Genomic DNA, 21832 nt, shown 5'->3' with positions numbered 1-21832 from the left:
AAATCATAAGCGCTCGTTGTTTTAATTCATAACGTGCAAGTTTTTTGTTTTATTGTGAGGATTTTTGGATTCTTGGAAATTGAATCAATAAATTATCTTTTATTCTGAATGATTTCCGCCAATAGTTTTTTAGCACGAAGCAGTTTAATTTTTACATTATTCAATGGTTCTCCCAACTGTTCGGCGATTTCTTGGTAACTTAATTCCTGAAAATAACGTAATTGAATCACTTCCTGATAGTGTGGTTTTAATTCTTTAATGAACTGGAGCAATTGCGATAAATTTTGTTCGGTAATCAATTCGTCTTCCGCCGAAGGGGTTGTGTCGGCAACATTGTAAGCCTGATTGTCTTCTTCGTCCGTAAAATCTATAAAAAGGGATGATTTTTTTTTTCGAAGTAAATCGATATGCACGTTTTTTGCAATTGCAATCAGCCATGTATTGAATTGAAATTCGGGATTGTAGGTGGCTATTTTGTCAAATGCCTTGGAGAACGTTTCAATGGCAATGTCTTCAGCATCTGTTTCATTTTCGGTACGTTTTAGCATAAAGCCATAGACTTCATTCCAGTAAAAATCCAACAGAAAAGTGAAAGCGACTTGATCGCCTTTTTTTGCCTTTTCAATATTTTTTTTTATTTCCAATGTACGGGTTTCGAAAACAGATTAGTTAAAAAGATATTCAATTGCGCGAAGACAAGTACAATTTCAATTATTGGAAACCAATACATGACATCTTTTTCTTTTAGTTTCCCTGACGAAAACCCAAGTGTAATCCATGTGAATAGATAGCGAAATCCAATCAATGCCAATACGGCAATCCATTGGTATTGAAAAGATAATAATATGATTGGCAATAAAATAAATAACAATTGCGATCCGTAAAACATTGCCAATTGCATTCGGTCAAAGGGTTTGTAAAAGGCTGCCGTAGAAACATGTCTTCGTTTTTGGTCAAACCATTCTTTGAATGCTGTTTTTGGCTTTGAATAAGTGAAACTTTCTGGCGAAAAACAAATCGTGGTATTTTTTCTTTTTGCTGCTTGATTAATAAACAAATCATCATCTCCAGAACGAATTTTCATATGATCAATAAATCCATTTACATTAAAAAATTCTTCCTTTTTATAGGCTAAATTTCGGCCAACGCCCATGTAGGGATGCCCCATTTTTGCCCAAGAAAAATATTGAACGGCAGTAAGCATGGTTTCAAACCTAATAATTTTGTTTAGAAAGGAACCCGCTATTTTTTCATAAGCACAATAACCCAAGACAATGGTTTTATGAAGTGTAAAATGAGAGCTCATTTCCTTAATCCAGTCTTTTGAGGTAGGGTAACAATCGGCGTCCGTAAACAATAAATATTCTTTTTTGGCCGCTTTGATTCCTAAAGTTAATGCAAATTTTTTGTTCCCCCAAAATGCCTCGTTGTTTTTTACTTTAACCAACTTAATGTTAGGGTATTGTTTTTCAAATGCTTCAAAAATTTCCAAAGTTTCGTCACTTGATGCGTCGTCAATAAGTACAATTTCATAATCGGGGTAATCCTGTTCGGCTAAAAGAGGTACGAATTTAACTATGTTTTCTGCCTCATTTTTGGCACAAACAATAACGGAAACAGGAATCTTTTTCGGATTGCTTTTTTGTGTTTTTGCATAGGCAAATTTCCCAAAAACAATCAGATAATAAAAAAATTGAATCGCAATGACAACGATAAACAGATAAAAAGTAATGGTCAACATATACGCTAATTGTCTTTTAAAATCGTCTGCAAAGGTACAAATTCAATTATGAATTAAGGATTAAGTTAGTATATTTTGTTAAAAAATATATCTAGGATAGCTTAAAAAGGCTTTTGTTTTAGCAACAGCGTTTCGGTTTTTTAGTCACGAGGTATGAATACGAACACTTATTTCTAAATTATATTCACTTCTGCTTCAATACGAATTCCGAAAGTGCCCAAAATTGTTTCTTGAATATTTCTTGAAACATTCAAAATTTCTTGGCCTGTTGCATGGCCATAATTTACTAAAACCAATGCTTGGTTTTTATGGATTCCTGCATCGCCAAAGCGTTTTCCTTTAAAACCGGCTTGTTCAATAAGCCAACCAGCAGGCACTTTGACTTCGGTCTCAGAAACATCATAGTATTTCATTTCGGGAAATTGCTGATGAATTTTTTGGAAATCGGTTTTTAGAAGAATTGGATTTTTAAAAAAACTACCGCTGTTTCCCAATTCTTTTGGATCGGGTAATTTATTTTTACGTATTGCAATTACGGCGTTACTCACGTCTTTTAGCGTTGGATTCGTGATGTTGCTTTTTATTAATTCTGTTGAAATATCCCCATAAGAGATATTGATTTTATGGTTTTTTTTGGTCAGTTTAAAGACAACAGATGTGATTATATATCGGTTTTTAGCTTCGTTTTTGAATATGCTTTCCCGATACCCAAAATGACAATCATCTTTAGTGAAAGTTTTCGTTTCTTGGGTACTAATTTCCATTGCTTGGCAAGAAATAAAGGTGTCTTTAACTTCTGTTCCATAAGCCCCAATATTTTGGACAGGAGTTGTTCCAACATTCCCGGGAATGAGCGACATGTTCTCTAATCCTCCAAAATTTTGATTAATGGTCCAAAGTACAAATTCATGCCAGTTTTCACCCGCCTGGCTTTCGACCCAAACGGAATCTTCATTTTCATTAATGATTTTTCTTCCTTTCAAATCAACATGAATCACTAACGCCTCAATGTCTTTTGTCAATAACATGTTGCTTCCACCTCCTAAAATGAATTTCTCATCGTTTGGGTATTGTTGTAAAATAGTTTTCAGTTCATCGTTAGAATGAATCGATATAAACTGTTTCGCTTTAGCCTCGATGCCAAAAGTGTTGTAATTTTTAAGAGAAAAATCAGTGTGAATTTCCATAAAATAGGTTGAATGAATCAATTTTTAAAATAAGATTTTAAATTTACGGCGATAATTTCCATCTACGATATTAAATCTAAAACGGGAGAAAAACCGGTTGCATAATTTTTTATCCAAATGTGCATCATAAATAAGGGCATGAAATATGGAATCATTTTCGCATCACCTTTTTGCAAGTTTTGAACTAATTTTGCAGCATTAATGTTTTCAAAATAGGGCATTTCAAATATTGGGCTTCTCGAAAAAGAGTCTAATTCATCTTTGAATACAGGACTTTTTATGATATAATCTCCCCAAGGCACACTTAAACCTACCTTTTTAAATTTCAAAATTTCTTCAGGTAATTTTTTTTGCATGGCCGATTTTAGAATAAATTTCCCTTTTTTACCAGTAAATAGCCATTCGTCATTTAAGGAGCCTAAACCTGAAATTAATCTCGGATCTAAAAATGGTTCTCGGCATTCAACGGAAGCCCCCATGGTACAGCGGTCATTTCGATCTAAAAGGGAGCACAGATAGGTGTGCTGGTCAAAATATAATGCTTGTCTTCTTAAATTTTTGGGGTACAATGATTTTGCATCTTCATAGATTTCCTTTCTGTATTCATTTTTTGGTACGCTATTAATTCCAAAAGTATTTGCAATGTCATTTGGGTAAATATTAGAACTGTTATACATCACTAAATCCTGATTGTTTTTGATTTGTGCATAACGAACTAATTTTTCATAACGCGGTTTCTTGGAAAAGAAATCCAAATGACCAATTGCTGCTATCGAATTCAATAATGAGGGGTATTGCAAGGCTTTATAGCGAACGTAGCCGCCCATCATTTCATCGGCACCTTCTCCAGAAAGAAGTACTTTTACAGAAGGTTTTGCCAATTGTGATAGTGCTAAAATATGGGGTTCACTTAAATGCATTATGGGTTCGTCTTGGAAATAGGTTGAGGCTATCAACTTATCATAAAGGAGATCATTTTCTAACTGCATGGTGTGAAAACCATAACCGAATTTTTCAGATAACCTTTTGGCTAAATGTGATTCGTTATGTTCGGCCTCTTTAAAACCAATATTAAAAGTTTGTAAATCGTTATATTTTTGTTCATGTAATGAAGCCAAAATTGAAGACGAATCTAATCCTCCACTCAACAATACGCCAACAGGTACATCACTAACCATTCGCAATCGAACAGAATCATCGAAAGTAGTTTTGAACCATTCCAAAGGGTTTTTGATTTTGGTATGGTTTTGAATTTCACTCTTCAGATCCCACCATTTTTCAGTATTGACTTTCCCGTTTTCATGAATGGTCATGCTATATCCGGGCAATACTTTTTTTACATTTTCATATAATGTGTTTTCCCCAGCTACAAACCTATTGAAAATGTATTCTCCCAGCCCATCTTGAGCAATTTTTAAAGGAACTCCTGCTGTGAAAAGTGCTTTTTGTTCAGATCCAAAATAAAATGTTGTGTTATGGAAGGAGTAATACAAAGGTTTAACACCCATTCGATCCCTTACAACAGTTAGCTTTTTTTCGGTTCTATCCCACACCGCAAAGGCAAACATTCCGTTCAATCGAGGGAGCATTTTAAGACCGTAGAGTTGGAATAATTTCAATAATACTTCCGAATCAGAGTTTGTTCTGATATCAAAACCATTGCTTTTTAGTTCAGGATAAAATTCCTTGAAGTTGTAGATTTCACCATTGTAAACCATAACATACCTTCCATCACCAGAAAGGAAGGGTTGGTGTCCTCTTGAAGAAACATCAATAATGGAAAGTCTTCTATGACCTAGGCCAAGATTATTTTCAATGAATACCCCTTTATCATCAGGCCCTCTATGTTCAAGTGAATCACGCATTCTGGTTAAAATACGTTCATCTACTTTCTTTTGCGTTTGCAAATGCAAAATTCCGTTAATTCCGCACATGCTAATTTTTTTTAGTATTTTTTATCAATTCATGGTAGCGGTCAGCAATAATTTTCATATTGATTTTATAATCTGCATTTTCTTCCACAAATTTTCGATTTTTTTCTATAGCTTCATTTCTTAAAGCAGGATTTTCTTTGGCCCAAATGAGTTCTGATGCCAACATTTTGTAATCATCAACTGCAATTAGTTGTCCGTTTTCTCGGTGCCTAATCCAACTCTGATTGCCGGGAATATCAGTTACTATGGGATAGCAGTTAGTAGCCATCGCCTCAAATAGAGAGGCAGATACGCCTTCTGTTATTGGCATGCTGATATAAAAATTAGATTGTTGTAACAATTGGGGCAATTGAGTGTTAGGAATTTTTCCGGTAAAATTAATTTTGGTGTCAATTTGTAATGTCTTTGCCAATTCTTTCAAAGTAGACAATTGTACTCCATCTCCAACAATGGTAAGTTCAAAATCAAATCCTTTCCCATGCAAAATGGCAAATGATTTTATAATAACATCGTGTCGGTATTCAGGAGATAAAGAACGGGTAACAATAGCATTTATTTTTGAAATACTTGCTGTATTTTTATTTTCAAAAGCAGATAAATCGATTCCTTTTGCTAAAACCAAAACCTTATTCATGTCCACTTTAGCTTTTCTCATAGAAACGGTCATGACGGGACCCCAAGCGTGAATTAAATCTGCTTTTTTAAAAGCATAATCTTGAATTTTTCTCTTTAAAGGAAGTAAGATGGAACTTGAAGGCCATAAATCAGTGATGCCTTGTTGGGCAATAACTACGGGTTTGATTCCCGTTAAAACGGCAAGAAAACCATAACTGGTTGTTCTTTCTGCAATGACCATTTCGGGTTTGTAAGACGCTATTATCTTTTTAATTTTAGAGAGTGCTAAAGTGTATTCAAAAAGGCGGATTACTCGATTGATGATTCCGCAACTTGGGGTTTTTAATTCCCAAGTCACAATTTCAAAATCGCCAAATTCCTTCAGCCCATTCATCCAAGTGATGGCGTCTGCTCTGTAGGTTTCTCCGAGGAAAAGTATTTTTCTTTTGTTTGTTTTCATGATAGTATTACTCGGAGTCCAACCCACGGTTTAGAAAATCAATTAGAGGTTTTAAAGTGATGAGTTTTTCGGCTGTTGATGCAACAAAATTAGCGTCAAATAGCATTGCGTCATCAATTTTTGTTGAAACGGTAAAGCTTTTTAGTTTCAAAAATTCGATAGCCGGATGGTCCTTTTCAAAATCTTTAGGGGCGTTTTTTAGCGAATTGGTTTCGTTTCGATCCAAACCACTAAAATAAGTTTTGAATTTTTTGTCATTTACAATCTCCTCTAAATCTTCATGGAAGAAGGCAATTTCTTTGCGTATTTTTTTTAAATCAGAGGCTTCTGGCGAATACAATCCCCCAGCTACAAAACTCTTTCCTTTTTCGATATGAATGTAATATCCGGGAGCATTTATACCACTGGAATTGGTGTTCATCCAAATACCCATGTGGGATTTATAAGGGGATTTGTCCTTTGAGAAACGGATGTCTCGATTGATTCGAAAAGTGCAATTTTTAATCTGCAACATTTCTAAAGAGGCATCCTTTGGTTTCATAACCTCAAGAAAGTCACCTATCAATTGGTAGTAGTCTTTTTTATATTCTTCGTAGCGTTTTTTATTGGCTAAAAACCATTCCCGATTGTTATTTGCCTTTAAATCCTCAAGAAATTGTATGGTATTTTTTGAAAGCATAAATAATTATTGCAATTGTTTTTTCAAATCTTCTTCGCTGATGTACCCGGAATGTTTCCATTTAATTTCCTTGTTTTCATAAAGAATCAACGTAGGAAGTTCATCAATTTTCAGTTCTTTTAGCATCGTTTTATTCTCGTCGGCATTCAGACGAACAATAACTACTTTATCAGCCATTTCGGTTTGCATTTTTGTCAGGTAAGGCGCCATTTTTTTACAAGGAGCACACCATTCTGCATAAAAATCAACGAGGATTTTTTTGTCAGATTTCAACAAATCGTTATATTCCTGAGGGCATATTCCAATGATTTTATCACTGGGAACATCTATTTCGGACGAATTCCATTTTAGAATACCACCTTGTAATTCATAAATCGTGGTAAAGCCCAATTCTTGCAGTTTTGCAACTGCCTGTTTGCTTCTTCCGCCACTCAAACAATATACAAAAACAGGTTTTGTTTTGTTGTATTTGTCTGCTTTTTCCACAAAGTCATTCCCTTTCCAATTCACATTTACAGCATGATCCAAGTGCTGCTTGGCATATTCTTCAGGAGTTCTCACATCAAGAATCTGAGCATTCGGGGTTGTGCTGATTTTTTCTGCAAAAACTGTTGGTGGAATGGTTTCAATATTGGCAGTTTGCCCTTTGCAGCTAACAGACAAGAAACTAATGAAAAGCAATGTCAAAAGATGTGATTTCATTTTTTACACAATTTACAATTACGCAAAATTACAAATTTCAGTGATACTACAGATTAAATATTTTATAACTCTGATGGGTCAGTTTTACAATCGCTTCGGTACGTTCCGGATGCGTATCGGAAATGAACAATTGTCCAAAGATATCATTATTGACCATATCTATGATTTTTCCCACGCGAGTTTCGTCCAATTTGTCAAAAATATCATCAAACAATAAAATGGGTTTCACGCCCGATTGTTTTTTTACAAATTCGAACTGCGCTAATTTCAGTGCAATTAGGAATGATTTTTGCTGCCCTTGCGAACCAAATTTTTTGATGGGATAATGATCTATTTCAAATGACAAATCGTCTTTGTGCACTCCGACAGAAGTATAATGTAAAGCACGGTCCTTATTGATGTTTTCCTGTAAAAGGGTTAGTAGGTTTTTTTCATACAATTGGCTTTCATAGACCAATTGTACCGTTTCTTCCGATCCCGTTATTGCTTGATGGTGCTGGTTGAAAATGGGAATAAAATCTTCCAGAAACTGCTTTCTCTTTTCAAAAATACGGTGTCCCAAACCATTCAACTGCTCGTTATATATAGATAAAGTATCGTTTTCAAAAACATGGTTCAAAGCAAAATACTTTAACAAAGCATTGCGTTGGTTTAGGATTTTCTGATATTGGATAAGTTCTTGCAAATAATGGGCGTCTAACTGCGAAATCACGCTGTCAATGAATTTTCGTCTCGTTTCGCTTCCTTCCACAATCAAATCCCGGTCGGCTGGCGAAATAAGCACCAATGGAATGAACCCAATGTGGTCTGAAAATTTTTCGTATTGCTTGCCATTGCGTTTCAGAATTTTTTTCTGATTTTTCTTTAAACTGCAAACAATTTGTTCGGTTCTATCGTTTTTTTTAAATTCACTATCAATCACAAAAAATTCCTCCCCGTGTTTGATGTTTTGAAGTGCCAGAGGATTGAAATAGCTTTTTCCGTAGGATAAATGGTAGATAGCGTCAAGCACATTCGTTTTTCCAATGCCGTTTTTACCCACAAAACAATTAATTTTGGTATCAAACTCGAAACTGGCTTCCGAAAAATTTTTATAATTGAATAAAGAAATGGTTTTTAAATACATCGACAGGCCTTGCTGATTGTGAAAACTTTTAGAATTGGATATTAAATTTTTAGCGCCTGCAAATTATTGAAAAAATACCGATAAAAGTGGCTTTTAGTCTTTTTCTCTGATAAAAGTTTAAATTTAGAAAGAAAGAACCTCTTTTTTTGAAATAAGGATACTTTTATTTGAATATAAAACCATATTTTTTATGTGGGTTTGAATAAATATTTTATTTTTGCGGCTCACTAATTTAAAATAAATGGCAACGTATAATAAAAGAGGTTACAAAACTCCAAAAGAAAAAGAAGAAAAGTTAGATACTAATTTCATTGAAGATGTAAAAGTAGATGAGAAAGATAGCACAACGGCAGGTGTTTTTAATTCTTTGGATCAAACCGCTTCAAAAACGGAAGAATTTGTTGCTAAAAACCAAAAATATATTTTTGGCGTTGTAGCAGCCATTGCCCTAGTTACCGTTGGATATTTAATGTATCAAAAATTTGTTGCACAACCTAAAGAGGATGAAGCGGCAAATGAAATGTTTGAAGCACAGCAAAATTTCCAAAAAGCGGTGGACGGAACCAAAAGCGACTCTCTATTTAACTTGTCATTAAAAGGCGCTGAAGGTAAATTTGGTTTCAAAGATATTGCCGAAAAATTTTCAGGTACTGATGCAGGAAACTTAGCGAACTACTATGCTGGGATTGCTTATTTGAACACAGGAAAATATGACGAGGCGATTGCTTCCTTAGAAAAATTCAAATCGAAAGATGCTGTTTTAAGTGTTTTGGCTGTTGGAGCCATCGGAGATGCGTATTCTCAAAAGAACCAACCTAAAGAAGCTTTAGAAAATTATATTAAAGCATCAGAAATGAATAAAAACGATTTCACGACCCCACGTTTTTTACTAAAAGCAGGACAAACGAGTCTGGCTCTTGGAAACAAAGCAGATGCCTTGAAATATTTTACCGATATAAAAGAAAAATTTGAAAGCACTCCAGAGGCTTCAAATATTGATGCTTTGATTGGTTTAGCCCAATAAATAGATTTTAGATTTCTGATTTTGGATTTTTCAAATCAAAATTCGTAACTTTAAATTCTAAAATTATACAACATGGCAACGGCTAATAAAAATTTATCAAATTATAATAAAAATGCAATCCCAAACGCGAAAGATTTTCGGTTTGGGATTGTTGTTTCAGAATGGAACGATCACATCACCGAAGGGTTGTATCTAGGAGCGATTGCTGCATTAACAGATTGTGGGGCGCTGCATAAAAACATTATCCGATGGAATGTGCCAGGAAGTTTTGAACTGGTTTACGGTGCCAAGAAAATGATTGAGACCCAAAAACCAGACGTGGTCATTACCATAGGATGCGTTATAAAAGGGGAGACCCAGCATTTCGAATTTGTTTGCGAAGGCGTAACCCAGGGCATTAAAGATTTGAATGTTTTGTCGGATGTGGCTGTGATTTTTTGTTTACTGACAGACAATTCCGAGCAACAGTCCCTAGATAGAAGCGGGGGAACTCACGGAAACAAAGGAACAGAGGCAGCAATTGCGGCCATCAAAATGGCGTATCTAAGACAGCAGGCATCATTGAGCCATCAATTTGAAAGTCATCAGTTGTTGTCCTCAGGACAATTGCAAATTGAGGATTTGCCCTTGGAATTGAAGGAGTAATTGATTGTACAATTAATCGGATGTAAATACGATAACAACCTTATAATGATTTTCTCAGGAATGGGATAATCATTTAGCTGTAAAAACAGAAAACCTCGCATTTGCGAGGTTTTCTGTTTTATAGGTTTGGGATATTATTACGCCCGCGTGAGGGGTTGCAGCGGCATCCTTTGTTTTCTTTCTTTAAGAAAACAAAGATACAGCGGAAAACCCGACAGCGCCGTAGCCTGCGGAGGTGGTGTCACGCCCAAAAACTACTTATATGCGAGATTTGGCGGAAAAATCAATTTGCTGAGGAATGGATTTTTGGCGTATTTTTATGAGGACTAAATTTTAAAACCCAATGGAAATTCGTTAGATTTGTGAACTTGGGAAAAGGAGATTGCTTTGCTTCATGTTTCGCAACCCTTGCAATGCCCCAACACCCTTAAAAACACGTAACAAAAAATTAATGTCGAGTATCATTCAATTACTTCCCGATCATGTTGCCAATCAGATTGCTGCTGGTGAAGTTGTTCAACGGCCCGCTTCTGTAGTGAAAGAATTGCTGGAAAATGCAGTCGATGCCAGAGCGACGGACATTAAATTAATTATAAAAGACGCAGGAAAATCATTGGTACAAGTTATTGATAACGGTTTGGGGATGAGCGTGACCGATGCCCGTTTGTGTTTTGAGCGTCATGCCACGTCCAAAATTAGACAGGCCGAGGATTTGTTTTCCCTGCATACCAAGGGGTTTCGGGGTGAGGCCTTAGCTTCGATTGCCGCGATTGCCCATGTGGAGATGAAAACCAAACAGGACCAAGAGGAATTAGGGACGCACATCATCATTGAAGGCAGTAAATTTGTTTCGCAGGACGTGGCGGTTTTGCCTAAAGGGACATCGTTTGCCGTTAAGAATTTGTTTTTTAATATTCCGGCGCGACGCAATTTCCTGAAATCGGACGTAGTGGAATACCGTCATATCGTGGATGAGTTTCAACGTGTGGCTTTGGCTCATGCCAACATCCATTTTACGTTTTACCATAACGGAAGTGAAATGTTCAATTTGCCACCCTCGAATTTCAGACAACGGATTGTTAATATTTTTTCGGGAAAGACCAATGAGAAGCTGGTTCCCGTGCAGGAAGAAACCGAAATTGTTGCCATTAAAGGATTCGTCAGCAAACCCGAATTTGCCAAGAAGAGCAGGGGAGAACAGTTTTTCTTTGTGAACGACCGGTTCATAAAAAGTGGCTATTTGCATAATGCAATTATGAATGCTTATGAAGGATTATTGAAAGACGGTGCACAACCGAGCTATTTCCTTTATCTGAATGTCCCGCCAAATACCATTGACATCAATATTCATCCCACTAAAACCGAAATAAAATTTGACGATGAACAGGCATTGTACGCCATTTTACGTTCTGCTGTCAAGCACAGTTTGGGACAATTTAATGTGGCTCCCGTTTTAGATTTTGATCGGGACGCTAATTTGGACACGCCGTATCACTATAAAAATTTAGAGGGGGCAACGCCAACAATCCAGGTGGATGGCAATTACAATCCTTTTTCGGAAGACGTACCGAATAAAGGTCCTAAATCGGATTATTACGGCAATCGGAAACCGGACGCCAATTCTGAGGGGTATCGGTACGAACCAGTGAAACAAACTGCCAGTTGGGAAAGTCTCTACGTTGGTTTAAAGCACGACACGGATACGATTACCGAAAACGGAGGGTTTCATTTTGAAAGTGAAGAAGCGACCGCCTCTTTATTTAATGAAAATGATGTGGAAAAAGCCGTCAATAAAACGTATCAAATTCACAAAAAATACATTGTAAATCCCATAAAATCGGGAATGGTCATTGTAGATCAACAGCGCGCCCACCAACGCGTTTTGTACGAACAATTCTTGACCAACATGACGCTGCATCACGCTTCCAGCCAACAGTTGCTGTTTCCGTTGCATTTGTATTTCTCGACTTCGGAAATGGAATTGATCGCCGAATTGCAATTGGCTTTGGTCAACACTGGTTTTGTTTTTGAGGAAACTAACGATGATAGCGTGGTTATTTCGGGATTGCCTGTCAATATAGCCGAAAGCGAAGTTCCGAAGGTTCTGGAGCAATTATTGAGCGATTTGCAGGACGGGATTCCCGAAAGCAGCTTTAGTCAGAATGACACTATAGCCAAATCTATGGCCAAGAGTTTATCCATAAAGACGGGAACTTATTTGACGGAAAAAGAGCAGGAAAATTTGGTCAACGGACTTTTTGCTTGTAAAGAACCGAATGTTTCCCCATTTCAAAAACCTACTTTCATCACCATGCGTGTGGAAGATTTAGACAAAAAATTCACGATATGATGCACATCACACCCACTGTAAAACAGTTATTGATTATTAACATTATTTTTTTTATAGGCTCTCAAATTGTTGGTGATGGGGCTTACGATTATTTGTCGCTGTTCTTTTTTGAGAACGCTAAATTTCAATATTGGCAACCATTAACCCATATGTTTATGCATGGGGGAATTATGCATATTGCCTTCAATATGTTTGCCTTGTATTCCTTTGGGTCAGCTTTGGAACATTTTTGGGGAGCTAAAAAGTTTTTGTTTTTCTACATTTCTTGTGGATTGGGAGCAGCCTTGTTGCATACGGGGGTTAATTATTTTCTTTTTCATGATGGATTGGATACGCTTGTTCAGGCTGGGGTTAATAAAACCGATATTTTCAATTTGTTGAATCAAGGACAAATCGACACCCGATGGACAGATATTTTAGGGGCTTCAGGCATGGATCGCTTTGCTGGTTCGTTTGCTTCTCCAGCCGTGGGAGCTTCCGGTGCCATTTACGGACTTTTGGTGGCTTTTGCCTTTATGTTTCCCGATGCCGAATTGGCTTTGATGTTTATTCCTGTTCCTATAAAAGCGAAATATTTTGTTCCGGGATTATTGGTGGTCGATTTGTTTTTAGGGGTTTCAGGAAAATCTATTTTTGGAGGTGCTAGCGGAATTGCCCATTTTGCCCATATCGGCGGAGCTATAGTTGGATTTTTGATGATGTGGTATTGGAAAAAAAATGAATTTAACAAGAATCGTTGGAATTAAAGCTACCTAACCCCTGATTGCTTAGTACCTCACAATGACAGGGAGAATTTGAGGCAGAATTTAGAATGACAAAAAAAATAAAAAATGGACATTTTTAACGACTTAAAATTACAATACAAAATGGGTGGTTTTGAACAAAAACTCATCTATTGGAATATTGGTGCTTTTTTAGTTTCGATTGTTTTTTTTTATCGGTTTTCACTGGGTATTTTTGATTTTCCGGATTGGGTTTCTTTGTCTTCTAATGCGTCCAATTTGCTTACGAAACCATGGACATTGGTTACCTATTCTTTTTTTCATGCGGGGTTTTTCCATTTGTTCTTCAATATGGTTGTTTTGAATTTTTCCGGGAGAATTTTCCTTACTTTTTTTACACAAAAACAGTTTTTGGGATTATATTTGTTAAGTGCAATTTTTGCAGGGCTGGTCTTTGTTGGGATTTATGCGATTTTAGGAATGCCAAATACTGGGATTGTAGGAGCATCTGGAGCCATAATGGCCATTTTGGTGGCAGCGGCAACCTATTCGCCTTTCATGAATTTGAGGTTGCTTTTGATAGGAAACGTGAAGCTCTGGCAATTTGCATTTGTAATTGTAATTCTGGATATTATTCAGATTTCCGTCGAAAACACGGGGGGACATATTGCCCATTTGGCTGGAGCGTTGTTCGGATTTGTTTATATTAAATTATTGTTGAACGGGATTGATTTGAGCAAGGGAATTTCGTTTATCCTAGATAAGGTCAGTAATTTGACTAACCCAAAAAAAGCAACGCCGTTTAAGAAAGTGCATCGGAATTACAATCAAAACCAGCAGAATCCGAACTCTAAAATTGTCATCAAAGACAAAACACAACAGCAAATAGATGAGATTTTGGATAAAATTAGTCAGTCGGGGTATGATAGTTTATCTAAGGAAGAAAAGGAGTTCTTGTTTAAAACGGGGAAGTAAATTTCAAATTTCAGATTAGAAATGTTTTCGATTCAGTGAAATAGGCTTATTGCCGAACAACCAAATATACAAAAATGAAAAACCTCTCATGGTTTAATAAAGTGATGTTTTTTTTCAATATAGTGTTGACTGTAGTGACTTTTGTTGCCTATGTTTTGCCTTTTTTAGCTCCGAAATTATTTCCTTTACTGTCTGTTTTAACCTTAATATTACCGTTTTTTTTGATATTGAACGGTCTTTTTTTTATGTATTGGTTTATACAATTCAAAAGACAAATGTTTTTATCTGGTTTGGTTTTGTTGATGGGAATTACTTTTGTCAATAAATTTTATAAGTTCACAGCCACGGATTTGCCCAAATCCGAACAGGATTTTGTTGTCATGAGCTATAATGTGCGCTTGTTTAACTTGTTTGATTGGTTGCCTGATACCGATGTCACAAAGGAAATCCAAACGTTTATCAACGATAAAAATCCAGATATTTTATGTATTCAAGAATATTCGACGGCTGCCAACATTGATTTAAAAGTGTACCCGCATCGATATATCTTTATGCAAGGGAATAAAATTAGGACGGGACAAGCTATTTTCTCCAAGTTTCCAATTATTGATGAGGGAAATTTAGTGTTTCCGAAATCAAACAATAGTGTGATTTTTGCCGACATCAAAAAAGGGAAAGACATTATTCGGGTGTATAATATGCAATTGCAGTCCATTAAAATTTCGCCCGACGTCAATGAAATTTCTGAAAACATGGATGAAATTAATCATGCAAAATCGCAGCGGCTCATTAATAGAATTAGTATCGCCTTTAAAAAACAGCAACAGCAGGCAGAGATTATTATGAATCACAAAAAGGATTGTGAATATCCCATCATTATTTGTGGCGATATGAATAACAGTGCTTTTTCCTATGTTTACCGAAGCATAAAGGGGAAACTGAGCGACACTTTTGAAGAAGCGGGTAAGGGTTTTGGGAAAACGTATAATTTTAGGTATTACCCGGTGAGAATTGATTATATATTTGCCGATCCTACCATGAAAGTTAAAAGCTTTGAGAACTTTCCTAAATTTGCCAATTCAGACCATTATCCTGTTTTGACTAGATTGTCAATGGAATAATTTACTTGTGTTTATAACTTTTGGTTTCTCAAATAATCCAACGCATATCTCCCCTCATTAAACAGCAAATCCAAAATGCTCAGATTGTTGATATAACCGTATTTTTCATTAAATACCTGGGTGTAATTCTCGAAGATAGACGTATCTTTTTTTCCGTTTACCAAAGTTCTGAAATCGGTATAATCCGATGCTTCGTGGAAATATTCGGTGGTTTTTTTGTATTCCAATTGCAATCTCAAACACTTAGAAACGATTTCCATAGTCTCAAAATTCAAGTCCATCAAAAAAGTATGTTTTTTATTGAAAATCGGTAAAAGTTCGGATTCGAAATATTCAAAAAAAGGGGAAGTTCTATAGGCAGCTTCTAGGGATTTAAAATGTTGCTTTTGCCAGTCGAAGGCCGTTTCTAATTTTACATCCTTGGTTTTTTGGTGCTTTCCTATAGCATGTTTTATGGGGATGTTCAATAATTGGATTCCGTTTGGACTGTAAATATAGGTTCTGTTTCTGTTGGTTTGCTTCTGGAAATTGTCTTCCATTTCGAAAGTAATACTATCTGCTTGAGCCATTGCTACATATTGGCTGATGGACGGAAAGTAAGAAGGATGGAGTATGACGTTCATACGTTTTAGTTTTTTTAGTTTAAGGTTTAAAGTTCTCACTTAGCAACTTTAAACCTTAAACTTTTGAATCCTAAATATTAGCTATTTTCTTTTTTCTTATTCATAAAGAAAGTAATTCCAAAATAAGCGGCAAGACCCATCAGAAAAAATTTGAAATAGGAATAGGGTTGTCCTTCGCCTCCAACTGTCGTAAACATGCGTTCCCAACGAATTTTACCCAACCCTTTTCCATTCGAATCTAAACTCATCCAAATAAATACGGGTTTCCCTACGATGTGGTTTTCTGGAACATAACCCCAATATCGGCTGTCTTCAGAGTTATGGCGATTGTCTCCCATCATCCAGTAATAATTCTGTTTGAATGTGTAATCCGTTGCCACTTGACCATTGATTCTAATTTCGTTTCCGTTCACTTTTAAATCATTGCCTTCATATTCGGTAATAATTCTTTTATAGAAAGGCAGGATTTCTGCATTCAAAGCCACGGTTTTTCCTGCTTGAGGAATGTAAATGGGACCATAATTGTCTTTGTTCCAATTGTTGCTTATTTGAGGGAAAACGCCTGGTTCAGCTTCGTGGGAAATGTTCCTGACAATACTGGTTACTGCAGGGTTATTCTTTAGTCTAGCGGCAGATTCCTCTGTTAATGCAGAAAATAAAAAAGTATTTTGTGCAGTTTGATAAATGCCGTCGGTAATATGCAATTCGTTTAATATATAGGTTTGGTCAAAACCGGAACCATTTGTAGTTACAGTATAAGAATACTGTGGTTTGGCTCTTTCAGGCAATAACAATTGCTTCCCGTTAATGAATACAACTCCATCTTTTATCTGTAAACTATCGCCGGAAATTCCCTGACATCTTTTTACATAATTTGATTTTTTGTCGATGGGTTTGTCCGCTTTTCTTTTTGAAGTGTCAAAAAATTTATAAACGGTGTCTACTGGCCAGTTAAAAACAACGATATCATTTCGTTCTATTTTTTGTAAACCTGGAAACCTAAAATAGGGTAGCTGTGGCCATTTAGAATATGATTTACTATGTAATAGCGGAATGGTATCATGAACCATTGGCAAGGCTACTGCAGTCATAGGCGTTCTGGCGCCATAATGGAATTTACTCACAAACAGAAAATCGCCAATTAGTAATGATTTTTCTAACGAAGAAGTCGGTATGGTGTACGGTTGCATCACATACGTATGAACTAAAGTAGCCACTACAATTGCAAAAAGTAAGGAACTTATCGTGTCTGCCCCTTTATTTGTAGGTATTAGACTCCTGTCAGAAATGTATTTAAGTTCCTGAGTGTAATTTAGATAATAAATATATATTCCAAGAGTTGCTATCCCTAGAACGGTATCTAAAGTGGTGTTTTTTCCGAAACTTCTTAATGTTTCTACCCAAACGACAGGAAACATAATTAAATTTACAATAGGGATGAAAAGCAAGATCGTCCACCATGTAGGTCTATTGATAATTTTCATCAAAATGATGGCATTGTAAACAGGAATTGCGGCTTCCCAACGTTTTCTACCGGCACTTTCATACAGTTTCCACGTTCCCAAAAAGTGAATTATCTGAACAATCAGAAAAAATACAAACCATTGAAGTAATGTCATAATATTTTTGTTTTTTTAATTAGAATTGATCTGTATGGTTTTGTTACGGTTTTATAATAAAATTAACAAATAATTTAATTGTTGAAATTCAATACGTCTTTCATGGTAAAAATTCCTTTTTTACCCACAATCCACTCTGCGGCGATTACAGCACCCAGCGCAAAACCATCTCGATTGTGAGCCGTATGTTTTATTTCGATAGTATCTACTTCCGAAATATAGCTTACCGTATGCGTTCCTGGAACATTTTCAGTTCGTATGGCATCAATAGGAATTTGCTTCGCTAGTTCGCTCTTGCTCGGGTGTGTTGATTCGGGTTTTTCTAATGCCCAACCGGTATAATTACTGTTTGCTATTACTCCTTTTGCCAATGAAATGGCAGTCCCGCTTGGAGCATCTAGTTTTTGTGTGTGATGAATTTCTTCCATTTCCACGCGATAGGAATCAAACTTAGCCATCATTTTGGCTAAATAATCATTAAGTTCAAAGAAAAGATTTACGCCCAGGCTGAAGTTGGAGCTAGATATAAAAGCCCCATTTTTTTCCTTGCAAAGTGTAGCCATTTCATCATAATGTTCAAGCCAACCTGTTGTACCCGAAATCACAGGCACGTTAGCATGAAAACAACTGGAAATATTACTAACAGCTACCATTGGAATACTAAAATCGATAGCGACATCGGCATTTGAAAGTCCGTCGTAGGTATTGAATTCATCTTTTTTCAAGACAATTTCGTGACCTCTCTCCAGAGCAATTCTTTCGATGGTTTGACCCATTTTTCCGTATCCTAAAAGTGCTATTTTCATTAGAATGTATAGTTTAGTGCAAGACCAAAATTGGGCTTGAAATTAATTTCGTTTGTATCTAGTTTTGGGTTTAACGATAAATTGTCGTTTACATTAAATTGGAGTAAATGGGCATCCACATTGGCATCCACAATATTTAAAATATAGAAACCAGCAGTTAACAGTAGCGAAAGATCCCGATTTCTTTGATAAAAACGTTGCGCGGTTATCAATCGGGTATCATCCAAGTAGGAATATTTCTCGTTTGGATTTCCTGCCAATCGGCTTTTGTAGGCATCACGAAATTCATGATATTTGGTGTTGTTCAGCGAATAAAAATAAAGGGTTGTTCCTATGGCGCCATAAACCAAAGGTATTTTCCAGTATTTTTTATTGTACGCTTGACCCAAACCCGGTAAAATAGCCGAATAAAATGCCGCTTTCGCCGGAGCCAACGGATTGATTTCCTGACTTTTTATGGTGTCTTTAGAGGTAAGAATGGGGTCTGTTTTAACTTGACCAAAAAGCAAGGTATTCCCAAATAGAAACAGTATTATAGCTATATATTTAAGCACTAGCCTTTGATAAGTTTAATGATTCTATTGAAATCTTCTTCAGAATGAAACGGAATCGTAATTTTTCCTTTCCCGTTACCGGCAACTTTCACATCCACTTTTGCCCCAAAATAGGTTGCTATGGCTTTCTTTTCGTTTTCTTCAACTTCAAATGCGATTCCTTTAGGTGCTTTTGCAGGAGCCGGTTTCAAACTTTCCTGATAGTTTTTAACTAAAGCTTCCGTTTCACGAACGGATAGATTTTGGCTTACAATTTTTTGGTAAATATCAGCCTGAATATCTTGATCTTCAATATTGATAATGGCTCGACCATGGCCCATGCTTATGAATCCATCGCGGATTCCGGTTTGAATAATTGGATCTAATTTCAAAAGTCTCAAATAGTTGGCAATTGTAGAACGTTTTTTTCCAACCCGATCGCTCATTTGCTCTTGTGTAAGTTGAATTTCATCAATCAATCGTTGGTAAGAAAGGGCTATCTCAATAGGGTCTAAATCATGACGTTGAATATTTTCAACCAAGGCCATAATCAATGATTCATTGTCATTCGCAATTCGAATGTAAGCAGGAATTGTAGTTAATCCAGATATTTTTGAAGCACGTAATCTTCGTTCTCCAGAAATTAATTGGTATTTATTAAAGTCAGTTTTCCGAACCGTTATGGGTTGAATAACGCCCAATTCGTGAATGGACGTGGCCAGTTCCTTTAAGGATTCCTCATTAAAATTACTTCTGGGCTGAAACGGGTTGATTTCGATGGCATCAATGTCAAGCTCAATAATATTGCCCACCACTTTATCGGCATTTTTATCTTCAACCGACTGAATGTTGTTTTCAGGGTCTTTCAATAATGCCGATAATCCTCTTCCTAAAGCTTGTTTTTTTACTACTTGTGTCATAAAACCTTTTAACTGTTTTTCTGTATAATTTCGTGGGCTAAATGCAAATAATTTGATGCACCTTTACTTGCCGCGTCATAATTAATGATGCTTTCGCCATAACTTGGAGCCTCGCTCAACTTCACATTTCTTTGAATAACGGTATTAAAAACCATGTCGTTAAAATGTTTTTGCACTTCCTCTACGACTTGATTAGATAATCGCAATCTCGAATCAAACATTGTCAGTAGTAGACCTTCAATATCCAAGTCCGGATTATGGATTTTTTGAACACTTTTTATGGTATTCAACAATTTTCCTAAACCTTCTAAAGCGTAATATTCACATTGAATAGGGATAATCACAGAGTCGGCAGCAGTCAGCGCATTCAAAGTTAACAAACCTAATGATGGCGCACAATCAATCAAAATATAATCGTATTGATCTTTAATACTCGCCAATGCCTGCTTCAGCATGTACTCCCTGTTTTCCTTGTCAACCAATTCGATTTCGATGGCAACCAAGTCAATATGAGCCGGAATCACATCTACATTTAACGCCGAACATTTAATAATTGCCTCTTCAGGAAGGTTGCTGTGCTCTAATATTTGATAGGTACCAATAGCAATATTTTCAATATCAATCCCAAGACCAGAACTTGCATTCGCCTGCGGATCAGCATCAATAAGTAAGACCTTTTTCTCTAAAACCCCTAGTGATGCCGCCAAATTTACTGAAGTTGTCGTTTTTCCAACGCCTCCTTTTTGATTGGCAATAGCAATGATTTTACCCATTTAATTTTCTAAATTTTGAGCCGTAAAAATACAATATTTTATGGTTTTTTCAATTCTAATTTGTTAACAAAAGTTAATATTGATACATTCTTGATTTTTCATGCCCTTTCCTGAATTTTAAGGAGCTTTTTCCAGCTCTACATTACAATCTGTTATAAAAAAATCATTTTTCCAAGAAATCGCAGGAGCTTCTTTTAGTCGCTCTGCCATTTCAGGAAAAATTTAGATTTTTTGTATAAAAGGATTTTTATTTCCATCTGGGCTAAAAAAATAGAGAGAACTTAAGGAACTCTCTACTTTATTATCCATTTATTTGCCTTTCTTCGCCTTAATCATCATCTCTAACATATCCCACATTTCTTCGGGAATTTGTTCCAGTAAATTAAATTGTCCTGCGCCTTTCAGCCATTCGCCACCATCAATAACCACCACTTCACCATTGATGTAAGCCGAAAAATCGGAGACCAAATAAGCGGCTAAATTCGCCAATTCTTGATGGTCGCCAACGCGTTTTAAAGGCACTTTTTTGGCCATGTCAAATTTTTCGGCTAAATCGCCTGGCAATAATCGGTCCCAAGCACCTTTTGTAGGAAACGGTCCTGGGGCAATGGCGTTGCTTCTAATTCCGTATTTTGCCCATTCTACGGCTAAACTTCTCGTCATGGCAAGCACGCCCGCTTTAGCCGTCGCACTCGGAACCACATAAGCCGAACCCGTAAACGCATACGTAGTCACGATATTCAAAATAGTGGAAGATTCTTGTTTGGAATCAATCCAGTGTTTCCCGAAAGCGAGGGTACAGTTTTTTGACCCTTTCAGCACAATATCAATCACGGTATCAAAGGCATTAGCGGATAATCTCTCTGTTGGCGAAATGAAATTTCCTGCGGCATTGTTCAGCAAAACATCCGCTTTCCCGAAGGTTTTCAGCACTTCCTGCAACATATTTTCGACTTGGTCGTAATGGCGCACGTCGCATTGTACGGGATGACAAACTCCGCCAGTTTCGGTTTCAAGCTCTATAGCTGTATTTTTTAGTTTTTCTAAATCACGGGAAGTAATGGCCACTTTAGCTCCCAATTCAAGGAAATATTTGGTCATGGCCTTGCCAAGCCCGCTTCCTCCACCGGTCACTACTATTACTTTGCCTTTTAGGGCATCGTCACGAAGCATTTTTGCTGAAAAATTCATAATGTATCTTTTTTATAGATGTAAATATAGGAAAATGCCACTAGGCTTATCATTCAATATTCGTTGTTCGTTATTCAACATTCGAC

General features: G+C 36.4%; 21 protein-coding genes. 6 read left to right on the top strand and 15 right to left on the bottom strand.

What is annotated here, in order from left to right; genetic code table 11:
- Nucleotides 1-92: 92 nt before the first annotated feature.
- From DB895_RS00450 to recF, 8 genes are all read right to left on the bottom strand, one after another.
- Nucleotides 93-644 carry an RNA polymerase sigma factor gene (locus tag DB895_RS00450; protein ID WP_116723375.1) on the bottom strand — a complete coding sequence of 184 codons (552 nt, stop codon included), beginning with the start codon at nucleotides 642-644 and terminating at the stop codon, nucleotides 93-95.
- Complete coding sequence (locus tag DB895_RS00445; protein ID WP_116723374.1) at nucleotides 635-1741, bottom strand: glycosyltransferase; 1107 nt, start codon at nucleotides 1739-1741, stop codon at nucleotides 635-637. The genes DB895_RS00450 and DB895_RS00445 overlap by 10 nt, the downstream gene beginning before the upstream one ends.
- Nucleotides 1742-1914: 173 nt before the next feature.
- On the bottom strand, nucleotides 1915-2928 hold the full coding sequence (gene murB / locus DB895_RS00440) for a UDP-N-acetylmuramate dehydrogenase (protein ID WP_116723373.1): 1014 nt from the start codon (nucleotides 2926-2928) through the stop codon (nucleotides 1915-1917).
- Nucleotides 2929-2990: 62 nt separating this feature from the next.
- Nucleotides 2991-4862, bottom strand: a complete 1872-nt coding sequence (gene asnB, locus DB895_RS00435; RefSeq protein WP_116723372.1) for an asparagine synthase (glutamine-hydrolyzing) — start codon at nucleotides 4860-4862, stop codon at nucleotides 2991-2993.
- A gap of 1 nt (nucleotide 4863) precedes the next feature.
- Nucleotides 4864-5937, bottom strand: a complete 1074-nt coding sequence (locus DB895_RS00430) for a glycosyltransferase family 4 protein (protein WP_116723371.1) — start codon at nucleotides 5935-5937, stop codon at nucleotides 4864-4866.
- 7 nt (nucleotides 5938-5944) lie between these two features.
- Nucleotides 5945-6616 (bottom strand): DUF2461 domain-containing protein, encoded by a 672-nt coding sequence (locus DB895_RS00425; RefSeq protein WP_116723370.1) that lies wholly within the window; start codon nucleotides 6614-6616, stop codon nucleotides 5945-5947.
- A gap of 6 nt (nucleotides 6617-6622) precedes the next feature.
- Entirely contained in the window at nucleotides 6623-7318 is a 696-nt protein-coding gene (locus DB895_RS00420) for a thioredoxin domain-containing protein (protein WP_116723369.1), read from the bottom strand.
- A 46-nt stretch (nucleotides 7319-7364) separates the two neighbouring features.
- Entirely contained in the window at nucleotides 7365-8444 is a 1080-nt protein-coding gene (gene recF, locus DB895_RS00415) for a DNA replication/repair protein RecF (protein ID WP_116723368.1), read from the bottom strand.
- A 241-nt stretch (nucleotides 8445-8685) separates the two neighbouring features.
- Between recF and DB895_RS00410 the strand changes: the two genes are divergently transcribed.
- The 6 genes from DB895_RS00410 to DB895_RS00380 all read left to right on the top strand — a co-directional run bounded on the left by DB895_RS00410 (nucleotide 8686) and on the right by DB895_RS00380 (nucleotide 15281).
- Nucleotides 8686-9468 carry a tetratricopeptide repeat protein gene (locus DB895_RS00410; protein ID WP_116723367.1) on the top strand — a complete coding sequence of 261 codons (783 nt, stop codon included), beginning with the start codon at nucleotides 8686-8688 and terminating at the stop codon, nucleotides 9466-9468.
- Between the two features lie 72 nt (nucleotides 9469-9540).
- Nucleotides 9541-10113 carry a 6,7-dimethyl-8-ribityllumazine synthase gene (gene ribH, locus DB895_RS00405; protein ID WP_116723366.1) on the top strand — a complete coding sequence of 191 codons (573 nt, stop codon included), beginning with the start codon at nucleotides 9541-9543 and terminating at the stop codon, nucleotides 10111-10113.
- A 451-nt stretch (nucleotides 10114-10564) separates the two neighbouring features.
- On the top strand, nucleotides 10565-12463 hold the full coding sequence (gene mutL, locus DB895_RS00395) for a DNA mismatch repair endonuclease MutL (RefSeq protein ID WP_116723644.1): 1899 nt from the start codon (nucleotides 10565-10567) through the stop codon (nucleotides 12461-12463).
- Nucleotides 12460-13209, top strand: coding sequence for a rhomboid family intramembrane serine protease (locus tag DB895_RS00390; RefSeq protein ID WP_116723364.1), 750 nt, complete (start codon nucleotides 12460-12462; stop codon nucleotides 13207-13209). Before mutL ends, DB895_RS00390 begins: the two co-directional genes overlap by 4 nt.
- An 84-nt stretch (nucleotides 13210-13293) precedes the next feature.
- Nucleotides 13294-14160, top strand: coding sequence for a rhomboid family protein (locus tag DB895_RS00385; RefSeq protein WP_116723363.1), 867 nt, complete (start codon nucleotides 13294-13296; stop codon nucleotides 14158-14160).
- A gap of 74 nt (nucleotides 14161-14234) precedes the next feature.
- Nucleotides 14235-15281, top strand: a complete 1047-nt coding sequence (locus DB895_RS00380) for an endonuclease/exonuclease/phosphatase family protein (protein ID WP_116723362.1) — start codon at nucleotides 14235-14237, stop codon at nucleotides 15279-15281.
- A gap of 11 nt (nucleotides 15282-15292) precedes the next feature.
- On the opposite strand, the gene DB895_RS00375 is transcribed toward DB895_RS00380, so the two are convergent.
- The 7 genes from DB895_RS00375 to DB895_RS00345 form a co-directional block, all read right to left on the bottom strand.
- Nucleotides 15293-15904 (bottom strand): WbqC family protein, encoded by a 612-nt coding sequence (locus DB895_RS00375; RefSeq protein WP_116723361.1) that lies wholly within the window; start codon nucleotides 15902-15904, stop codon nucleotides 15293-15295.
- A gap of 77 nt (nucleotides 15905-15981) precedes the next feature.
- Entirely contained in the window at nucleotides 15982-17523 is a 1542-nt protein-coding gene (lepB, locus tag DB895_RS00370; RefSeq protein ID WP_116723360.1) for a signal peptidase I, read from the bottom strand.
- Between the two features lie 74 nt (nucleotides 17524-17597).
- Nucleotides 17598-18329, bottom strand: a complete 732-nt coding sequence (gene dapB / locus DB895_RS00365; protein ID WP_116723359.1) for a 4-hydroxy-tetrahydrodipicolinate reductase — start codon at nucleotides 18327-18329, stop codon at nucleotides 17598-17600.
- On the bottom strand, nucleotides 18329-18883 hold the full coding sequence (locus DB895_RS00360) for a DUF5683 domain-containing protein (protein ID WP_166426910.1): 555 nt from the start codon (nucleotides 18881-18883) through the stop codon (nucleotides 18329-18331). The genes dapB and DB895_RS00360 overlap by 1 nt, the downstream gene beginning before the upstream one ends.
- Nucleotides 18883-19782, bottom strand: a complete 900-nt coding sequence (locus DB895_RS00355; protein WP_116723358.1) for a ParB/RepB/Spo0J family partition protein — start codon at nucleotides 19780-19782, stop codon at nucleotides 18883-18885. Before DB895_RS00355 ends, DB895_RS00360 begins: the two co-directional genes overlap by 1 nt.
- A gap of 8 nt (nucleotides 19783-19790) precedes the next feature.
- Entirely contained in the window at nucleotides 19791-20555 is a 765-nt protein-coding gene (locus DB895_RS00350; RefSeq protein ID WP_116723357.1) for a ParA family protein, read from the bottom strand.
- A gap of 309 nt (nucleotides 20556-20864) precedes the next feature.
- On the bottom strand, nucleotides 20865-21746 hold the full coding sequence (locus tag DB895_RS00345) for an SDR family oxidoreductase (RefSeq protein ID WP_166426909.1): 882 nt from the start codon (nucleotides 21744-21746) through the stop codon (nucleotides 20865-20867).
- Between the last annotated feature and the right edge of the window lie 86 nt (nucleotides 21747-21832).

Origin of the sequence: Flavobacterium psychrotolerans (assembly GCF_003097635.1) — a bacterium.
Lineage (GTDB): Bacteria > Bacteroidota > Bacteroidia > Flavobacteriales > Flavobacteriaceae > Flavobacterium > Flavobacterium psychrotolerans.
Note: the sequence above shows the minus strand (reverse complement) of the source record. Positions and strands in the feature narration are given on the sequence as shown.